Below are 19,634 nucleotides of genomic sequence, written 5' to 3'. Positions count from 1 at the left end.
GTTTCAGTCCCACACAAATTTCCAACTCCCATCAGATTGCCGGCGCCATACCGTATGAAAATAGCCACGGGACTCGATGCTTTGTCCGGCTGTATCAACGGCTGAGAAAGAGTAGGGTCCGTAGGTATAACCCAGGTCTCCGCTGGCTGCTACATCCACGAAATCCGGACTCCAGGACAAATGCACATCGCGGAGCGTCTGGTTGCTGTAATAAGCATCGATCGCCTCCTTTCCCCGGATCAATTGGTTTCCGCGCAACATCACGGCGCTGGAGTCGGCAAATTGAACGAAAGCGGTGCGGATACCCTCTTTTGCTGCCAGGTCATTAAATGCCTTTTCAGCATCCCGGACCTCTTGTTTTCGTTGCTCCAGGTCTGGAGTGGGAACCGTGCAGGCAGTCATCAGCAGCAGTAAGTATAGGATCAGTTTATTCATTTTTACGCTAAACTACTGGATAGAACCCATATCCCTGACAAGTGCTTTCAGAAAGCAATGAACAGTCAGTATCTGTGATGAACCGACCATATCGTTCCGAATCCGGACAGCCGGCTTATTGATCTGGAAATACTGGATACTAAGCCAGCTCTCAAGCGTTCATCCCACAGCTTCATGGGCTTCATAGATGATTGGTAACACGTCCCTGATATCCGACACCACCGCATCTGCACCTGCAGTGAGCAGGGCTTCCCTGGAAAAAGCACCTGAAAGGCGACCAATGACACAAGCACATTGGGCTCTTCTTCCCTGAGTTATATCGGCTGGGGTATCCCCAACCTTCACAACCTGGTCAGGTCGTTGAATGCCGCAAAAGTCCATTAACCGGTGGATCATCTCCGGATGAGGCCGCCCTGAGCTTACCTCATCGCTGGTAATGGTGAAATCAACCAGTCCCTCCGTTTGCCAATTCATCCTGCTTAGGATGATATCTGCCATTTCCCGGTCAAAGCCGGTGTCCAGGCCAACGATTATGCCTAACCCTTTCAGGGCCCGGAAAACGGTACTGGTGCCCGGCACTTCCTGTACATCCGGGTCATAAGCATAATAGTGTCCCATCTCCGATTTGAAGGCGGAAAGCAATTGCGGCTCCAGGTCTGGCTGTACAATACCCAGCTTATTCAGTACATGGTGTATGCCTACCGGTTTGGGCACCGCGATAACCAGATTGGCTAATTCCCGGTCGATGGTCAGTTTAAATTGTGCAAATGCCCGGATCATGGCGTCATGGACGCTAAAAGCATTATCCACGGTGGTACCGGCCATATCAAAAACTGTCAGGCGTATCATGCTACGGGCGTATTTAACAGGGTGATCAAATCATCCAACCGTGAAAGAACCCGGTCCGGCTGATGTGGAGTAAGCTGAGCCTCCGTGTGGGTTCCATTGCTTACCGCCAGGTTTAGAAAAACCCCTGCCCGGCGGCCGGATTCGATGTCGGACGGAGTATCGCCGATATTCACTACCTGTCCCGGATCATCAATTTGCAGCCGCTCCATGGTCCTGAGGATCATATCCGGAGCGGGTCTGCCGGCGCTTACCTCATCACTGGCAATGCTGGACTGTATCCAGAAGCCTGCAGGCCCCAGATAATTTTCATCCAGCTCTTGCAACCACCCAAGCCGCTGCAAGATAATGTCGGTCACCTGCCGGTAGAATCCGGTGGTTAAACCCACCGCAATCCGGTGATCCTGTAAATATTGCAAGGTTTCCAGACAACCATCGGTTGGGAAAATGGGTTGTGTCCGATAATGGTGTTCGAGCAGCTCTTTGAACAAATCATAGCTTGCCGTCACGCGGTCAGACCATTGTTCATCACGATGGCCAAGTTGACGTGCCCAATAGGTCTCAAATACATACCGCTTTGACCAACCCTGGACTGCGCGGATTTCCTCCGACGTCATATGCAATCCGCTGTGTAGTGCAGCCTGGGCAAAGGCAGCTTCAACCTCGTGCAGGTCACGGACGGTGGTCCCGGCCATATCCATAACAACCAGTCTTATGCGGTCTCTGATCAATTCCATAATCGTTCAATGGTTTGCTCGCTGTACCCAGGGCTCGCAGTCATGCCTTTGCCACCGATACCCGTGATGATGTGAATGCGGTCTCCAAGGGATGTCTCAAAGATATCTCCTTCCGTGCACTGGGTGTAAATACCATACCATTGCCGCTCAATGGTCCAGTCCGGTAGTTGAAATAGCTTTTGGGCCTCCTGCAGAATTGCATTCTGAATTTGGTTATCGATCTGGTAATCCAATAAATGACGCTCTGCTATCGGAGCATATTCGTGGGAATCACCGATGATCAAAGATCCATCCAGTGCCTGCTTAAACAGGATATGGATGCCGAACTCTTTCAGCAGGCTATGATCTGCTTCCTTCGATTTGATGGATGCATAGGATGGACATTCATGGAAACTTTCATAACGCCGGATGGTTAACCCGGAGAGGATGGATCCTGGCAGGAATACATCATGATACGATCGCGTCTGCATCATATGCAGCTTACACAATTCCAGAGGAGCTTCCGCAAAGAGGTGTGGAAACAAATGATTGAAGTCTGCACCCGTGCAAACAATGGCCTGACTTGCCTTCCAACTGGTTCCTGTGATATCTTCAGCAACTATGTTATTACCAATGGTGTCCAGGTGCAGGACCGGGGTATTGGGCCGGTAGTGAAGTCCATACCGGGACTGCAGATGGTGCAGGACACGGTGAATGGCCAGGGTAGGCTCAAGCGTTATTTCTTCCGGATAATACAGCCCGCCAACGCAATAATCGTCCCTTAAGGCAGCCAAATGATGTAAGCAATGCGTGGCAGTCCACAAGGCACAGGGGTATCCCCGCTCCTGGTGAATGGAAAACATTTCCTCCAGTAGTGTCATTTCATCTTCGTCAGAAGCCAGGTATAAACTGCCATTCTTACGGGCTGAGATATCAAATTGCCGTTGGATGGACTGATAAATCTCCAGGCTTTTGCGGCCCAGGGGCTGCCACTTCGCATTCATACCCGAGGGCACCACCTGACCGAAATTGCGGACCGTAGCTCCACGAGGCAATCCGTCTTTCTCCAAGAGAACAACCTTCAACCCTTTACGCAGGGCGTGGTAAGCATGGAATGTACCCAGAATACCACCCCCTACGATTAAAAGGTCATAATTAGCAACATTAGGTGTATGAAGTGTCATGATTCCAATTCTATTCATTTAAACATCAAAGGGTGAAGACTCATTTACTTAACCCATTGAAATATCATGGATGCGCCCGTTCCTGCCGGGAACAAAGATGCGGCCAACCATTTGTCCTGGTGAATAAATCAACATTAAGAATAGTTTAATTCATTGTAAATCAATCGTTAACCAACGATGAACTTCTTGTGAATTCGTCGCCAGTCACTAGGAGGCCAGCCTATTAACCAGCACATTGTTGGCCAAATGACTTGAAAAATGATCCGTCGCTATTTACAGCGTGCTCCTGCATCAATAGCCACCATCTATGCCCTTGTAGCTGCATTTGGGGCGTACTTTTGTATGTACGCATTTCGGAAGCCATTTACGGCCGCATCCTTTGAGGATAAGGCTATCCTGGTCATCGCACAGTTGATCGGTTATACACTGGCCAAGGGTGTTGGGATCGTATGGATTCCTCAGGTAAAAAAACAGTACCGCGCCATCTATGCCACCGGGTTGATCCTGATAGCCGAATCGGGTTTGGTCCTGTTTACCATGCTGCCGCCACCCATCCGCTGGTTAAGTCTGCTCATCAATGGTTTTCCGCTGGGTTTTATCTGGGGTTTGGTTTTTAGTTACCTGGAGGGAAGACGGTTTACCGAAGTATTGTCGGCCGGCCTCACTATTAGTTTCATCCTTTCTTCCGGCATGGTCAAGTCGGTCGGAGCATGGTTACTGATCCACTTTAACCTGGCACCGGTCTCTATGCCCTGGATCACCGGATTGGTTTTTATGCCGTTCCAAATCTTATTCATCTGGATGCTCACCCAGATACCGGAACCCAATCAGGAGGATCTGCGTGAACGTACCTACCGACCGGTGATGAACTTCAGAGAAATGAGGCGGTTTTATACAACCTTTGCACCGGGGTTTGTACTGCTGACGTTAGCTTACATGCTCTTTACGGCATTAAGGGATATCCGGGAGAACTTTGCCAATGAAATCTGGCACGAGTTGAGTCATTTCAATGCATCCATTTTCACAGTGACTGAACTTCCTATTGGCCTGGTGATCGGGGTATTTATGGCCTTATGTTACCGGATAAAAGATCATCACGCAGCCTACGGATTGTACCATGGAGCTGCCATCGCCGGAATGTTCATTGCTTTGAGCGCCACCTATTTTTTTGTAAATCAGGTAATAACCCCGGTGACCTGGATGATAGCTCTGGGCATTGGCACCTACCTTGCTTATGTTACCTTTTCAAGCGTCTTGTTTGACCGGATCATCGCTGCTTTTCGCTACCCGGCCACCGCAGGATTCATGATTTACGTCGTCGATACCGCTGGTTATACCGGCAGCATTCTCGTCATGGTAGGGAAGCAATATGCCGAACCCGGACTGCTATGGCTGCCCTTTTTCATCCAGCTGGTGAAATGGACAGGAATTTTGGGGATGGTGTTGATAAGCACAAGCTGGTTTTACTTCCGGCTGAAATCACGTCGTGAAGGAGTCTATTCAGAACCAGAAGTTGCCATCGCCGGGAGTTAGCCGGTTACCCTATTCTTTGGTTTTCAATTCTTTACCCCGCGTATAGGATTGCTGAGGCGCAAGGAAACCCTCAAATGCTTCTTTGACCGGTTTGCCTATCCACACGTAAGGAATCTCCAGGCCCCAGGCCCAGGCCAGCGTGGCTGCATTGTCGGTGGTATTGACCGGTGATTCGATGACATAGCCTACCTTAACCCCGGGACCGTTAAGTATAAACGGAATTTCCATCTCGGCGAGGGACTCCCCACCATGAACTTTACCTGTACCACCATGGTCGGCGGTTAACAAAATTAACGTTGAATCGCGTAGCCCCGTTTGCTCCAGTACGCGGATCACCTGGCTGATCAGGGAATCGGCCTTTGCGACCGAAGCATAGTACTCCGACGAGCCGTGGCCAAAGGTATGACCCGCATGATCGACGTGATCAAGATGGATAAAACAAAAATCAGGACGTTTTTCGCGGAGATAGGTGCACGCTGTGGCTATCGTAAGGTCTTCCGTCTCTTCGTGCCGGTTAAAATCCAGAACTTCCGGTTCTACGAGCCGGCCAAATCCTTCCCAGTGATAAATCGCTCCAATTTCCGACTTCGGGTCGTGTTTGTAAATCAAATAAAAGATGGTGGGGAAATGGTGGAATTCATTCTCTGCACTGAAGGGCAAGGTATAACGGTCCTTCTCCCAGTCATTGGATGTGATGCCATGCTGCTCCGGTCCGGCTCCCATGATCATCGATGCCCAGTTGGGTGAGGAACTTGATGGTAAGACTGCCCGGGCATGAAAACTATAGCTCCCTCGCTGCATCAATTGGTCCATGGCAGGTGTTGGGGCATTCCTGATCCCATCCGGACTCATACCATCGACACCGATGACCAGAATATGTTTGATTTTCGGATTTTCAAGAGCTTGTGCTTGCATGACCGGATTGAACCCTATTGCAAAACCACTCCATAGCGCTATTTGCCAGAAAAATTTCATTTGACTTGTTTTTATGGTAAGGTAAGTTTACTCTTTGAGGCAGGATACGGTAACCCAAAAAGAATGCTTCCGTATGGATTGCTTCAGGTTTATTCTGAAACTAAAGAGATGAGAAGTCAACATGTTGACCTCCCATCTCCTGCTATAAATCTCTAACCTTCTAAATCCTATTTTTCCCACCAGACTCTGGTGGTTATTTCGTCCGGACCCTGCCTTGTTATTGCAGCATTCAGGTTTTCTTTATTTAGTGCCCCTTCCTGTGAAGGATATTCGAAGCGGCTGGGGTAATTGGTGTAAAATGCATCCGGTCCCGGCTTGATGGTGCTCGGAAATCCGGTGCGGCGGTATTCGATGAATCCCTGGAAATCGGTGTAAAACAGCGCAATGTACTTTTGCTTAATAATGGTCTCCAAACGATCATCATAGGCCACTCCGGTCCGGCTGAAATAGTCTGCTGGCATTTCCACATTCCAATAATCGAAGTTGGCAGTGATGCCGGCTTCATACAGGTCCTTGGCAGATGCCGTAATCCATCCCCGCTGGGCCGCCTCGGCCAGGATAAGTGCTACCTCTGAATAGACCATCATCCGGCCCTGATTCGCATTGGGCTGAAAGAAGAAATAATTGATATTGAACTTGGACAGGAAAGCATCACCTCCTTTGTAGATGTAGGCAGGCCCGTCCACGATACCATTTTGCATCCCGGAAACACGTGGCATCCCGGTCTCTACAGAGTTTGCGGTGGGATCGGCAAAAAATTCCAGGCGGGGATCGTCGAATTCGCGTAGTACATTTTCGAAGGTTTCACTGATTCGGTATTCGTTGTAAGAACCCACGCGATAAACCGATTCTTCGGTCACCGGATGGGCATTTGGATTTGCCGACAGGAAAGTAACTGCGGCATTGTCCGCATTGGATGACATCACCGGATATTGGGACGGGTTGGCATAGATCTCGCTGATCACCGACTGGGCAGTTGCCGGTTTCACCTCACTCAGCCGCAATGCCACCCGCAGACGCAGGGAATTGGCAAACTTCCTCCATTTCACCAGATCTCCGTCAAAGAGGATGTCCCCTTTAATCCCCGAGGTGCTGGCAGCCAGCAAATCATTGGCGGATTTCAACTCTGCCAGTAAATTGTCATAGATGGATTCCTGACTGTCGTACACCGGTGCATAAACCGGGTCTTCTGCTGCTGCCTTGGCCGCTTCGGTATACGGAATATCACCCCACATATCCGTCATGATCTGGAACATCCAGGCTTTCAGGATCTTGGATACTGCCGTATAACCTTTAAGATCTTTTTTCGCGGCAATGGATTCCAGAACCTCGGCATCCCTGATAGCCAGGTAATAGGTATTCCAGGTTCCCGCCTGGTCTCCCCAGTTGAACAGGTCAAATTCAGTAAAAACAATGCGTGCTCCGTACTGGGCCATGAGGTTGCCTTCACTCCAGGCATCCCCTACCGCCGTGCGGATGGTGTTGCGCTGTACATTGGTCAGCAGCAACTCCGGATTGTTGTCGATGGACAAGGCAATATCCGGGTTATCGTTAGACACATTGAATTTCTCGCAGGAGGTCAAACCCACCACCAGAACGATCAATGCTATTCGAATTAAGTTTTTCATGAATTCAATTTTTTAAGCATAATGGAATGTGATCAGAAGCCGATATTGATGGAGAAACCCATGCTTCTGGCTGATGGTATGGTTGCGTTTTCTACACCCGGGATGTACCGACCGCCATCAAATGATAGCAGTTCCGGGTCTCCGTGGTTAAAGTCTTTGGACCACAACCAGAGATTGCTACCCATCAGGGCTATTTTGACGTCCTGCACCGGTGTAGCACCAAGCAATGATTTTGGCAGGCTGTAACTCAGTCTGAGTTCACGCAGCTTGATGAAGGTTGCATCGTACAGACCTTCCGTTTCATTTTGGCGGCGATAACGGTTGTTGTGGTAGGCGTTTGCCGGCACGATCACATCGTTTTCAGCATATCCAATCACATTACCTTCACCATCCAGCACTTCTTTGACTCCATCGCCAATAATACCATCCGTGAGTGTTTCACCGGTTGATGAACTTACGTACGAAAGTCCACTGTCTTTGATGCCAGGGTGTGCCCCTCCGAATTCAGGTTCACGACCCCAAAGTGTCTCGACCACATTGCCTGATGTAGCAGCAATCAAGCGGGTACGGGATAGCAAGTCTCCACCCTGACGCCAGTCAAACAAGAAACTCAGATTGAAGCCTTTATAGGAAAGTTCGTTGTTCCAGCCCAGCGTGAAATCGGGGTTGTAATTTCCCAGTTTACGCAAGGTGTTGTCTTCCTGAACCAGGCCATTGCGGAATATCACCTGTCCATAATAGGGACTATTGGGGTCCTCAACCTTACGCAGGCCGGTACCCCACATATCGCCAAGCGCTCCTCCTTCTTCAGCAACCAGGGTGATGCCATTGCCACCGTAAACATAGCGATCAACGCCGTCCGGCAATTCAAGTACTTTGTTACGGTTAAGTCCGAAGTTAAACATGGTGTTCCACCTCAGGGCCCCTTTGACCGGTGTCAGCGATAATAACAACTCGACCCCTTTGTTTTCAATTTTACCGGCATTGATGATCCGGGAAGTTTTACCGGAGGTATAAGGTAAGTCTATGGCAAGGATCTGGTTTTTACTTACCGAGCGATAATACGTAGCATCAATGCCTATCCGGTCATGGAAGAAACGTACATCGGCGCCCACTTCCGTACTGGTCTGAATTTCCGGTTTCAGGTCAAAGTTGGGGAGTGTATTTGAAGGTGAAGCCGTCGCATTGTTACCCCAGGGTGAACCGCCGAAGATAAATGGATCACTAAGACGGAAAGGATCCGTATCGGAACCGACCTGCGCCCATCCCAACCGAACTTTCGCGAATGAAAGCGGGCTGTTGGAAGGGACATCAAACATGTCGGTGAGGATGGCACTCAGTGATGCGGATGGATAGAAATACGAATTGTTGGTAACCGGCAAAGTGGATGACCAGTCGTTACGCGCGGTCAGGTCCAGGTAAACCAGATTACGGAAACCCAGCTGGGCAAACCCATACAGCGAATTGATCTGTTGCTCCGGCCGGCTGATGGATTGAACCAAAGGACCATCCGCATTGGTAAAGGAGTATATCTCAGGCAACAACAACTTGTTGGCGCTCACCGAATGGAAATGATTAAAACGCTGCATCTGGTTACCCCCAACGTTGGCATTCACATACCAGTCATCGGTCAATTGCTTGTCGTAGGTCAGCAGGAAGTCAACATTGGTCTCACGGAAATTGATTTTATCTTCCCGGTATTGACCATTGGGGAATCGCTGCGTTGAGTATGCCCGCTTGATGAAGCGGTACTCCGAGAAAACGTCGGTACCACCACGTACCATCAGCTTCAGGGAAGGCATAATCTCGTAGGTGGCGGACAAATTACCGATCAAACGGTCCTTGGAAAGACCGTTGGTGTTCTCATACATGTTGAAGTAGGGATTATCGTGGTAATTGTAGTTGTAATTAAACTGTTGAAAGCCTTCCAGACCACGCTCCCAGTATTCACGTAGATTTCTGACATCAATCTGTTGACCCCACCAGATAAAGAGGTACATCACCGATTCCGTACCATATCCGTTGACCGTCCGGTTGTCACTGGCAGAACGGATGTAATTGGCTTTGGTGTTAACCGTCAATTTATCGGACAATTTATAATCTCCAGACCAGGACACCGTGTTACGCATCAGGTCGGTGTTTGGGACAATTCCTTTGTTGGCAAAATTGGTATAGGATACCCGGAAGTTCCCTTTATCATTGCTTCCGAAAAATGATACGTTGTTCACCAGCGTATGACCGGTCTCCATAAAGTTTTTCACCGGGTCACCGTGATCTACCCAGGGTGTTGGAGTGATGGTACCACGACGGTCCAGATCTACGCCATTCGGTCCCAGTGTGAAAGTCAGTCCATGTACATCACCTCCGCGCAGTCCGGTGGAGGTCGGAGAGTCGTGCTGAGGAATCAGCCGCCCGTCAAGTCGTGGTCCCCAGGATTCATCCACCCCGTCGAAGGTTCCATTTCCATATCCATCTGCAAAGGCAAACTGGAAATTTTTACCCTGTCCATAAACACGCTGGTATTCGGGACCCTTCAGCATGGTTTCAAAGGTTGTTTTTGAGCTGAGTTCAACACCGATTCCCTTGTGCCCTTTACCCGACTTGGTGGTGATGATCACCGCACCGTTGGCGGCACGGGAACCATAAAGGGCAGTTGCATTCGCACCTTTCAGGATGGATACAGACTCGACATCATCAGGATTGATCTCTGCGGCGCCATTCCCATAATCCAGGTGCATGTTGTCTGAAATGCCGTTGGTACTGGTCCGGGTATCCGTCTCATTGTTAATTGGAATACCATCCACTACGAACAGCGGTTGATTATTGCTGGTAAGTGAGGACATACCACGGATGACCACGCTGGCAGAGCCTGCATTCTGACCATTCGTTACCACCTGAACACCGGCAGCACGACCCGATAAGGCGCTGACAAAATTGGTGCTGTTTGAGCCGCTCACATCGTCACCATTGACCTGTTGCAGCGCATAGCCCAATGACTTCTCGTCACGGGTTATATTCAACGCAGTAACAACAGCCTCCTGGAGCGTCAACCCTTCGGTCATTTTTACGCTGATCAGGCTGCGGTGCTCTAAAGGGATTTCGATTTCTGTGTATCCAATGTAGGAGAAGACCAGAATGGCATCTCCGGCATCTGCTTCCAGTTCAAACAGGCCATCCACGTCGGTGGTGGTTCCATTGGTTAAATTTCCTTTTTGGTAGACATTGACTCCGATCAGGGGAGTCTCGGTGTTGGCGTCGGTAACTTTTCCGGTTACCTGAAACTGAGCATTAACGGTCAGCGGAATACCCAAAGCGAAAAATAGGGTACACGCCAATAAACGCCCTACGCCGGTCACTTGGAGCGCAAGTTTCATTGGTAAATAGGTTTAATTAGATGATTAAATAGTCAGCCGAATCGATCGTCTTTTACGGAAACATTCAGCACTGCAAAAGTCCGGAAACCCGATCCATTTCAGACCATTCTGCTCATTAACAAATAATTACCAATGCGTTAACTGAAGCTTATTTTATTGTTAAGCTAAATACCGCTATTTTTATTCCGGTTTAATTAGATATTAGATAGTTAGCCGGGTTTATCATCGGATTTCCCGGCTAATTTTTTTATTCCAAACCTGAAATAAATTATCGGGGAATAAAATTCATCCTTACTTAATCTTTTGGTAATCTCGCGTTAATATTAATCCGTTAACATCGTCACCTGAATGAAATTGGTGTGGATTATTATCTGATTGTTGTAATACTGCTGGTGTTGCTTGCTGCCACCGATCTGGTTGTTGGGGTAAGTAACGATGCCGTCAATTTTCTTAATTCGGCCATCGGGTCACACGTATCTAGCCGGCGTATCATTTTGATCGTAGCCAGTATAGGGGTGTTCATTGGAGCGAGTTTTTCAAGTGGCATGATGGAAATCGCCCGTAAAGGCATTTTCAATCCTCAGTTTTTTACATTCGCTGAGGTTATGGTCATCTTCCTGGCTGTCATGCTCACGGATATTATCTTGCTTGACCTTTTCAATACCTTTGGCCTGCCTACATCCACGACTGTTTCAGTGGTATTTGAATTGCTGGGAGCATCTACCGCGGTAGCCCTTTTCAAACTGAGTCAGGCCGGCAGCTCGATTGGAGATCTGAGTATCTACATCAATTCAGCCAATGCCCTGGCTATTATCTCCGGCATTTTCATATCCGTTGGTGTTGCCTTTGTAGTAGGTACGATTATTCAATTTATATCACGACTGTTATTTACTTTTCACTACGAATCAAGGATGGGGCTGTTGACCCACCTTTGGGCAAGTTTGGCACTGGCTTTACTAAGCTATTTTTTACTGATTAAAGGCGCTAAGGGTGCATCTTTTATTCCCGATTCCATCATCGCCTGGATCCAGGGGCATACCTTAATGCTGCTGGGATTTGCGGTTATTGGCTGGACGTTATTGCTGGTGATTATCCGTCAGGTCTTTAAGATGAATATTCTTCGATTAGTGGTGCTTTTCGGGACGTTTGCACTTGCAATGGCCTTTGCCAGCAATGATTTGGTCAATTTCATCGGGGTACCGATAGCTGGTCTTGAATCCTACCTCAGTTGGTCTCATTCTCCGGTCGATCCGGATACCTTACTGATGACTTCTCTTCAACAACCCGTACGAACAAAACCCATCCTGCTGATCATCGGAGGATTGATCATGGTACTCACACTCTGGTTTTCCCGAAAAGCGCGATCAGTGACTGAGACCGAAGTCAACCTAGGAAGGCAGGGTTCAGGTGAAGAACGCTTTGAACCCATCGCCCTTGCTCAATGGATGGTCCGCTGGGTATTGCAAATAGGCGATGTCCTATCATCCCTGATGCCTAAATCCCTGCTTAAATGGTTTGATGCATCATTTAATCCACGAAATCCCGAAAACCTGAACAATGAAACTCCGGCATTTGACCTGGTACGGGCGTCAGTCAATCTCACCGTTGCCAGCACACTGATCTCATTTGCCACCTCTCTGAAATTACCGCTTTCAACCACATACGTTTCGTTCATGGTGGCTATGGGATCTTCTCTTGCAGACCGGGCATGGGGTAGAAATAGCGCCGTATTCCGTATCACTGGTGTTATCCAGGTGATCAGTGGCTGGTTGATGACTGCTCTGATAGCATTTACTGTCGCCGCTATCTTCGGTGGGTTGATACTGGCGTTCCACCTGTGGGCAATCATACCTTTGGCTTTAGTCGCAACTTTATTATTGATACGGACGTATCGTTTTCATCATGATCAGGATGAGTTGAAACAAAAACAAAAAGTGGAGCGGCATAAGCGTAAGATGAGTTCGGCACAGGAGCGGTTGAGACGTGACCGTATTGCAGTCATTCCATTTCTCCAAACCATCAAGTCTACTTGTCACGATGCAATCGGTGCTGTGCTTAAAGAGGACCATGACCAGATGAAAAAAACCAGGAAGAAATTGAAACGCTTCCGGAAACAACAAGATAAATTCCGTCACGAAATCTTTCAATCGGCTAACCGTGTTCAAGGTGAAGATTTAAGAGTCGCCCGAATTGCCCTGCTCAAATTTGACCTTGAACAGGATATGTTGCAATCGGAGACCTTTATTGTCAAGGCTTGTTCAAGTCATTTATCCAATAGCATGCCTCCGCTTAACACCAGGCAGCAAGAGTCACTCAATAAATTTTTACAGGAATTTAACCGCTACCTGAATGGATTGATGAAGCATTTTCAACCCGATTCAAAAACCAACGTGTTTAATTTAAGGGAAGAGAAAAAGCGAATTCAGCAACTATTGCAGGACCAGTTAGATCAGCAAATGCAATCATTTTCAGAGGAATCTGAAGAACATGCCACCATACTTTACCTCAGCCTGATATTGGAATTGAAAGATCTGGTAGCTGTAGCTGCACGCTTTACCCAATTGTTTGACCAAAAGCCCGACGGCATAAAGTCAGGTACTTCATTCCCCTAATAAATACAGGATTCCGGCTTCGACTGCGCCACGTAAGATTTGTAATTTTTCGCCTTCGGATCTCCGCATCCACAGAGATCGAGCAACTGAATATTTCTAAAATCTACCGGATGGCTCTCAGCCTGCAGGGCGATGTAGCCTTCTTTGAGTAACAAGCCATTTTTTTTGATCCAGTCCTCCGGATGATCCATGCCACCAACCGTTTTCCAGTCTTCGCCTGCTGCATTGACATTGGTGAAGCCACCGCCTACCTGCGGTTTCTCAAATTGAAGGACCGTATCCCCGTCCACTATGAAAGTCATGAATTCATCGCCATGCACGATCGCTTCCGCTTGTACCCACTGATCGCCATCATAGGTCTTCGAGTTGGAATTGATGCAGTGATCGTAGGTGACTTCTCCATGCATCTCGACGGCCGTGCCCGGCGTACAGACATTACCGGTAGGTCGCGATTTGCCGTCACTGAGACCGCCTAACATTTGCCACTCGATAGAGACCGGAAAAGTTTGCGTTAATTCATTGCTCTGTGCAGATTGAGAATGCAGCATGACTCCCGAATTCCGTACATTCCAGGTAGCACCGCCAGGTAATTGGTCGCCAGTAAATCGATATTCCCACCGGAGTTTGTAATACGAATAGGGCTGATGGTAATACAAGTGTCCAAATTCATTCCGGAAGGAGTCGTATTCGGTGTAATTGACCCGGATCATCGAGTCTTCCACGACAAAGGTGTTCTTGTAATTCTCATTGACCGGATAACCACATATTTTGATGTCCCAGCCGTCAAGATTTACCCCATTAAAGAGGTCGATCCAGGCTTCTTCATCCTTGACTGTATCGACAGAATGACAACCAACCACGAATAGCAGTAAGCCTAACCCGGTGAGAATACGCAACATATGGTCATTAATTTGACCTGAATATACAAGAAAAGAATCCGCGAAACTGAATTAGGAACACTGATTTACGGGATGGATGCCATTCAGTGAGATGATCCGGTCCATTCGTACTTCTTGTCCATTTTCAAGGATGACAAACTCCTCACCATCAGCAATTCGGGTATTGACCAAATGTATCCGGTTGGTGACGGGCGAATTATCGGCATCTACAAATTCCAGTAGAACCGGAGTGCGCAGCACAATGGCCGCCTCGATACGATCATAAAACGAACAATCTATGGGTTGGTAGGGTTGGTTTGATGTTTCTTTCAACTGCACAGACAACTTAAAGCATCCTGCTCGTAATGATCAAATGACGGAATGATGGCATACAATTCGTCCAGTGAATATCGCTTTCCTTTTGTTGTTTCAATGCCTACCTGTTCATCATCCATCCAGACTCGTTGGATAAATAGTGCCTGCCATCGTCCCTGGTCAGATTGAAATGCTAATGCTATCACCAGACGCTTGATGGCGGAATATTCCAGATAATTGACAAAATCCGCTTCCGTGCGGTAAATGATTTTTTCGTTCACCCTTCAAAGATAGTTGAATTTAACCGGTGTCGCAGACCTAGATCCTTGGCATCACCCAATGCCATTTGATGGCGGCCAGGCGAATAAAGAAGGTTGCTGCCACACAGATCAACATGGATACATCTCTGGGCATATTTGTAAGCAATAGCAGGGTGTAGATTCCTGCACCCGCCAGACACGCTGTCGCATAAATCTCCTGGCGGAAGATCAGCGGGATCTCGGCAGACAATACATCTCTCAATACACCGCCAAAAACCGCTGAGATGGTGCCCAGGACCATACAGATAGGCCAGCTCAGGCCTTGCTGGCGCGCTAATTCGTAACCCAGAATGGTAAACAGCCCGATGCCAATCGTGTCAAACAAAAAAATGGTGCGATGCCAGCGGGTCGTTGCCTGACGAAAGAAAAAGGCGGTCAACATACCAGCAGCAATGATCGGCAAATACCAGGGATGCTTCAGCCAGCCAACCGGTGTGTTCCCGATCAGGATGTCTCTCAGCGTCCCTCCACCCAGGGAGGTTACCACCGCGATTACGCCGCCACCAAAAAGGTCCAGCTTTTTATTTTGTGCCGCCGCTGCACCCGACAAGGCAAACACAAAAGTACCGATGTAGTCGATGCCTAAAATGAAATAGGAAGATGCGCTTTCCATGCCGCCAAGATAAGCACTTACCCGCACAAGCATCCACTGGGTTTTAGGGTGACTTTTGATAAAAAAATCACCCTTTCGGATGATTTTACACCTGATTTTCCCCACTTATTTTTGCGGTCAACCTTCAATTACGGACATCTCTTGATTATTGTTCATCTCGTAAAATCAAACAGATGTTTAAATTTTTGACTGCTATTTTAATCCTGGGCGGTGTGCTTGGGATGGCCTGTCCCGCTTTTGGCCAAACCGGCGACCCCTGCAAGGATGGCATCCAAACCTCCGCACTGCAGACCACCAATATCGGTTACAACAAGGCCGAATTGGTTTGCAATGTCACAGCAGACGGCTATTATTTCCGCATCCGGGAATCCGGAACGGCAACCTGGCAGGAATATGCTACCCTGGATGGAGGTCCGGGCGCGTCCATCAATATAAACACGCTGGACCAGGGCACACCTTACGAATGGCAAGTCCTCGTCGGCATTGGTGATTTGACACCAGGAGGTAAAAATTGCCTATCTCTGTATTCCGCTCTGAAGACATTCACCACCTATACTTGTAATCCTCCGATCGGCAGTAACATCAAAGTGGATGTACCGACCACCACAGCACAGCCCATCAAATTTTCCTACCTCACCAATGCGAAGGACTTCGAATTCAGATATAAAACCAGTACCCAGTCCAATTATACGATTACCGGCTGGCTCGAGACACCGGAATATTTGCTTGCATCGTGGACCTATGCCACGACCTACCAGGTTTCATTCCGGATCAAATGCGAATTGAGTGGAAGCTCCGGCTGGAGTGACTGGTCAGATGATCAGGTCTTTTCCACTCCGGTATCTCCTGACTGCGATACACCGCCTGCATCCCAGCTTTTCAGCCAGGTCACCAGTTATACTTCAGTATTGCTAACCACTTCCGTTGCTTCCGTAGATTACACCTTTTCATACGGAATAAAAGGATCGGGGAGCTTCAAGTCCATTCCGAACTTTTCGAATAATACCTTATACCTTGAATCACTTGAACCGGGTACTGATTACGATTGGCTGGTCATAACAAGGTGTACGCCCGCGCAATATGTCTGGTCGGAAATCGCAACGTTTTCGATACCGGCCTGCACCGGCTTCTCGGCGTCCGAATTAGCGGTCACCAACCGGGCTGAAGAATCGCTCACAGCGGTCATTAATTCCGTCTCCACCGGGGAAGCTTACCAGTGGCGCATCCGCCAGCCTGGCATCACGACCTGGGAAGAACTGCCAGCGACCACTGCAACCACGCAAGTGTTTAATGGCCTGAAAGCCGGTAAAACCTATGAGCTGGCATGCCGGGTCTATTGCGATGCATCCAACGCAATTTTCAGCGACTGGTCAGATCCCATTACGACCATGACGCTGGCGGGCTGCCCCATGCCGACGATCCAGGACTTCGAAGTTGTTGAAGAAGGTTATACCAAAGCCCTGGTCCGCGCCAGGATCCAGGCTGATGGATACATGTTTCAGTATGCACGTTCTGCCTTTCCCGGGGGTTACATTCCTACCGATGAACTATCCGATCCATCCATTGAATTGGTGCGCCTCGCCATGGATGACGAATACCTCCTGCAAATGCGGGTGAAGTGCGGTAACCAATGGAGTCCCTGGTCTCGTGATCTGAAATTTCACACCAAAGCATGCGGCGAACTGTTTCCTTCTAACTTGTCCGCCACCGCTCCTGCATCCGGAACCCTGCAGTTTTCTGTCAACCAGAATGGAAACTACAACAGCTTCGAATGGAAATACAGTCAGCCTGTTGTCCAACCGACGGAGTCATTGGTAGAAACCAGAAAACCGATGGTGACGGTGACTGGCCTCATACCCGGATCCGCTTACTTTTGGTCTGTTCGTGCCAGCTGTCCCGAACAATTGGATGAAATCCCCTGGACAGACTGGGTTTCCGGTCCTAGTACCGTCACCCTCTGCGATCCGGCCCGTCCTTCCGACCTCTACGCCGAAATGGTTACCCAAACCTCCGCACGACTCAATTGCTCCCTACCCCTGACTTCTGTATTTGAATTTCAATACCGCCAGGCCGGCAGCAATACCTGGCTTGATGCACCTTCCTCCCCGGTTACTTTTACTGACATTTCCGGTCTGGATCCCGGCACCGAGTACGAATTTCGCTGCTATTTTGACTGTATAGATAGCCAGAGCGATTGGTCAGGCATCCAGACATTTCATACCCTGAAACCGGAAGATCCCTGTAATCCACCATCCATTCAGCAACTTCGAGCTGATCCCGTCAGCACAAACATGGCCCGGGTTTCCTGCCTGATTCAGGCGGATGCCTATACCTTCCGGTACAAACGGCTCACCAATCCGACCTGGAACACGCAGGCAACGATTTCAACCCCCAGTGACCTGCTGACCAATCTTTTGGAGGATGAAGAATACGAGGTCCAGTGCCAGCTTACCTGTGGAAATACGAACAGTGCCTGGTCCCTGTCCTATTATTTTCGCACCGAGGCAGGACCCTGTGCTGAACCATTGCTGTCAGACTTACAGGTTTTGAACCTAAGCGACTCGGCCGTACAGGTCCAATGCCACTTCTATGGGGAAGGTTACCAATACCGCATCCGCCGTTCAGACGATTTTATCTGGCAATACTTTCCGGGAGATGAGGAAGGCATTGGCCAGACCAGCGGTCTCCATGCCAATACGGAATACCACCTCCAATGCCGCGTGTCTTGTGCCGGCGGATTCAGCGCCTGGAGCCCGGAGTTAATATTCCGGACGCTGGAAAGCTATCAGGCCCCGGGAGGAGAAGAACCTCCGGTACTGGTCGACCCTTGCAGCACTCCGGATACCAGCCAGATGCAGGTGGTACGCATAGGACCTGATTATGCCACCATCCACACCACCTACTTTTCCGAAAAAGGATTTCAATTCCGCTTCCGGCGGATGGAGGACAATACCTGGAATGTCCGGCCGGCCATCAAATCCCCGGATATGACGGCAACTCCTCTTAGTCCGGGTACCACCTATTATGTGTCTATGCGCGCAGGTTGCATGCAGGGGATTTCCGATTGGTCTGAAGCCCTTCCCTTTACCACCACCACTGCATGTAGCGTTCCTACGCCTGATGACCTCGAGGTTATCGCTGAAGGCACCAATGCAAAGATCACTTGTACCCTGGCAGGAGTCGCCGAATACCAATACCGCTTTCGCCTACAGAACGATTCAAGCTGGATGCGCATGAATGCTCAGACAACAGCTACCATTGAACTTAAAAACCTGCCTTCCGATACCTCCATCGTATTTCAGGTACGGGTATCCTGTGGTGAGAATATCAGTGATTGGTCCGAATCCGTCACCTTCATCACTGGAAGTACTACGGCTCTTTCCCGATTCGAAAACGATACATGGCAGGTAAACCCCAATCCAGTCTATGGAAGTGTCTGGATTGACCTGCCGGGCATCCTGGGTCCGGTACAGTTATCCTGGTACCGAATAGACGGCAGTCTTATCCAACAGGAAATGGTGGCGGGGGGACAGCATCACACTTTGCGAACACCTTCATCACCTGGCATTTACCTCTTGCATCTGTTGACGCCAACCCATCAGGGCGTCAAGCGCATCGTGGTCCATTGATGCTGCAATATTCGGCCTAAACAGCCAGACTGTTTACCGATTATTTCACAACCCTTAACCCATCAGGCCGGCACGCACAATGCCGGCTTTTTTTATTGAAAGGGAAGCAATCATCTTACAGTGGATTGAAATGCCAAAGGATCGGCTATGACGGGAGCCTGCCGGGACAGGGTGTCGACCACCTGGACCGTATTGATTACGGCTGGCTGGTTAGTCATCTGGAACCCGGCCATGATCAAGCCGGAAACGCCCCCTAACAGGAATAAAAGGTGTCCGATTTTGGGCCAGATAAAAGGTGTCGATGACTTCATACCAAACATTAATTTCTACACAAACAAAGTCTAACCGTCACCTACCATCAACAAATCTAGACCAGTACCAGAAAATACCGGATTGAATAAGTGGTCTGCAGCTTACTTAATTTGGTTTCAACAAAAGTTGCCATTTAAATCAAATCCCTATTGAGCACTTTACATTTAAAATTCAACATTGCTTCTACCTCCTCTCCGGAGAAAATCACCTATGTCCGTAAAGTCTTTATTCCTCTGCGCAAAACTGTGGGTACTCTGTGGTTAA

General features: G+C 48.8%; 15 protein-coding genes. 3 read left to right on the top strand and 12 right to left on the bottom strand.

The genetic code is table 11. The features are described from left to right. Positions 1–3: 3 nt before the first annotated feature. The 4 genes from H6570_17020 to H6570_17005 all read right to left on the bottom strand — a co-directional run bounded on the left by H6570_17020 (position 4) and on the right by H6570_17005 (position 3,181). Positions 4–435: a nuclear transport factor 2 family protein gene (locus H6570_17020; GenBank protein ID MCB9320989.1), complete on the bottom strand. Its 432-nt coding sequence runs from the start codon at positions 433–435 to the stop codon at positions 4–6. 159 nt (positions 436–594) lie between these two features. Further along, a complete protein-coding gene (locus H6570_17015) occupies positions 595–1,284 on the bottom strand; it encodes an HAD hydrolase-like protein (protein ID MCB9320988.1) in 690 nt (229 codons plus the stop codon). Then, positions 1,281–2,018 (bottom strand): HAD hydrolase-like protein, encoded by a 738-nt coding sequence (locus tag H6570_17010; protein ID MCB9320987.1) that lies wholly within the window; start codon positions 2,016–2,018, stop codon positions 1,281–1,283. Before H6570_17010 ends, H6570_17015 begins: the two co-directional genes overlap by 4 nt. Beyond that, positions 2,009–3,181, bottom strand: a complete 1,173-nt coding sequence (locus H6570_17005; GenBank protein ID MCB9320986.1) for a TIGR03364 family FAD-dependent oxidoreductase — start codon at positions 3,179–3,181, stop codon at positions 2,009–2,011. The genes H6570_17010 and H6570_17005 overlap by 10 nt, the downstream gene beginning before the upstream one ends. A 258-nt stretch (positions 3,182–3,439) precedes the next feature. Between H6570_17005 and H6570_17000 the strand changes: the two genes are divergently transcribed. Beyond that, the gene (locus tag H6570_17000) at positions 3,440–4,714 is read left to right on the top strand and encodes a hypothetical protein (protein ID MCB9320985.1); all 1,275 of its coding nucleotides are present in this window, start codon (positions 3,440–3,442) and stop codon (positions 4,712–4,714) included. Between the two features lie 9 nt (positions 4,715–4,723). Here the strand turns inward: H6570_17000 and H6570_16995 are convergent, their stop codons facing one another. The 3 genes from H6570_16995 to H6570_16985 form a co-directional block, all read right to left on the bottom strand. Beyond that, on the bottom strand, positions 4,724–5,689 hold the full coding sequence (locus H6570_16995; GenBank protein MCB9320984.1) for an alkaline phosphatase: 966 nt from the start codon (positions 5,687–5,689) through the stop codon (positions 4,724–4,726). Positions 5,690–5,856: 167 nt separating this feature from the next. Further along, entirely contained in the window at positions 5,857–7,317 is a 1,461-nt protein-coding gene (locus H6570_16990; GenBank protein MCB9320983.1) for a SusD/RagB family nutrient-binding outer membrane lipoprotein, read from the bottom strand. Positions 7,318–7,349: 32 nt separating this feature from the next. Continuing rightward, the gene (locus tag H6570_16985; GenBank protein MCB9320982.1) at positions 7,350–10,691 is read right to left on the bottom strand and encodes a SusC/RagA family TonB-linked outer membrane protein; all 3,342 of its coding nucleotides are present in this window, start codon (positions 10,689–10,691) and stop codon (positions 7,350–7,352) included. A 359-nt stretch (positions 10,692–11,050) separates the two neighbouring features. Between H6570_16985 and H6570_16980 the strand changes: the two genes are divergently transcribed. Then, complete coding sequence (locus H6570_16980; protein MCB9320981.1) at positions 11,051–13,303, top strand: inorganic phosphate transporter; 2,253 nt, start codon at positions 11,051–11,053, stop codon at positions 13,301–13,303. Here H6570_16980 and H6570_16975 read toward each other — a convergent pair. From H6570_16975 to H6570_16960, 4 genes are read right to left on the bottom strand one after another with little or no spacing between them, the layout of a single operon-like run. Beyond that, positions 13,300–14,202: a DUF1080 domain-containing protein gene (locus H6570_16975; GenBank protein MCB9320980.1), complete on the bottom strand. Its 903-nt coding sequence runs from the start codon at positions 14,200–14,202 to the stop codon at positions 13,300–13,302. The genes H6570_16980 and H6570_16975 overlap by 4 nt on opposite strands. Before the next feature lie 51 nt (positions 14,203–14,253). Then, a complete protein-coding gene (locus tag H6570_16970; GenBank protein ID MCB9320979.1) occupies positions 14,254–14,514 on the bottom strand; it encodes a hypothetical protein in 261 nt (86 codons plus the stop codon). Continuing rightward, positions 14,511–14,777, bottom strand: a complete 267-nt coding sequence (locus tag H6570_16965) for a hypothetical protein (protein ID MCB9320978.1) — start codon at positions 14,775–14,777, stop codon at positions 14,511–14,513. Before H6570_16965 ends, H6570_16970 begins: the two co-directional genes overlap by 4 nt. Before the next feature lie 37 nt (positions 14,778–14,814). After that, complete coding sequence (locus tag H6570_16960) at positions 14,815–15,429, bottom strand: trimeric intracellular cation channel family protein (protein MCB9320977.1); 615 nt, start codon at positions 15,427–15,429, stop codon at positions 14,815–14,817. 173 nt (positions 15,430–15,602) lie between these two features. Here H6570_16960 and H6570_16955 point away from each other — a divergent pair, with 173 nt between their 5' ends. Next, on the top strand, positions 15,603–19,058 hold the full coding sequence (locus H6570_16955; GenBank protein MCB9320976.1) for a hypothetical protein: 3,456 nt from the start codon (positions 15,603–15,605) through the stop codon (positions 19,056–19,058). Between the two features lie 110 nt (positions 19,059–19,168). On the opposite strand, the gene H6570_16950 is transcribed toward H6570_16955, so the two are convergent. Beyond that, positions 19,169–19,369: a hypothetical protein gene (locus H6570_16950; GenBank protein ID MCB9320975.1), complete on the bottom strand. Its 201-nt coding sequence runs from the start codon at positions 19,367–19,369 to the stop codon at positions 19,169–19,171. Positions 19,370–19,634 lie beyond the last annotated feature (265 nt).

This window comes from Lewinellaceae bacterium (assembly GCA_020636135.1).
Classification (GTDB): domain Bacteria; phylum Bacteroidota; class Bacteroidia; order Chitinophagales; family Saprospiraceae; genus JAGQXC01.
This window is presented reverse-complemented; position numbering and strand designations above follow the sequence as displayed.

Excerpts from the sequence above, each read along its gene's own strand:
- H6570_16960 (MCB9320977.1), bottom strand. The coding sequence starts at position 15,429 with ATGGAAAGCGCATCTTCCTATTTCATTTTAGGCATCGACTACATCGGT.
- H6570_16990 (MCB9320983.1), bottom strand. The coding sequence starts at position 7,317 with ATGAAAAACTTAATTCGAATAGCATTGATCGTTCTGGTGGTGGGTTTG.
- H6570_16995 (MCB9320984.1), bottom strand. The coding sequence starts at position 5,689 with ATGAAATTTTTCTGGCAAATAGCGCTATGGAGTGGTTTTGCAATAGGG.
- H6570_17015 (MCB9320988.1), bottom strand. The coding sequence starts at position 1,284 with ATGATACGCCTGACAGTTTTTGATATGGCCGGTACCACCGTGGATAAT.
- H6570_17005 (MCB9320986.1), bottom strand. The coding sequence starts at position 3,181 with ATGACACTTCATACACCTAATGTTGCTAATTATGACCTTTTAATCGTA.
- H6570_16985 (MCB9320982.1), bottom strand. The coding sequence starts at position 10,691 with ATGAAACTTGCGCTCCAAGTGACCGGCGTAGGGCGTTTATTGGCGTGT.
- H6570_17000 (MCB9320985.1), top strand. The coding sequence starts at position 3,440 with ATGATCCGTCGCTATTTACAGCGTGCTCCTGCATCAATAGCCACCATC.
- H6570_16955 (MCB9320976.1), top strand. The coding sequence starts at position 15,603 with ATGTTTAAATTTTTGACTGCTATTTTAATCCTGGGCGGTGTGCTTGGG.
- H6570_16975 (MCB9320980.1), bottom strand. The coding sequence starts at position 14,202 with ATGTTGCGTATTCTCACCGGGTTAGGCTTACTGCTATTCGTGGTTGGT.
- H6570_17010 (MCB9320987.1), bottom strand. The coding sequence starts at position 2,018 with ATGGAATTGATCAGAGACCGCATAAGACTGGTTGTTATGGATATGGCC.
- H6570_16950 (MCB9320975.1), bottom strand. The coding sequence starts at position 19,369 with ATGAAGTCATCGACACCTTTTATCTGGCCCAAAATCGGACACCTTTTA.
- H6570_17020 (MCB9320989.1), bottom strand. The coding sequence starts at position 435 with ATGAATAAACTGATCCTATACTTACTGCTGCTGATGACTGCCTGCACG.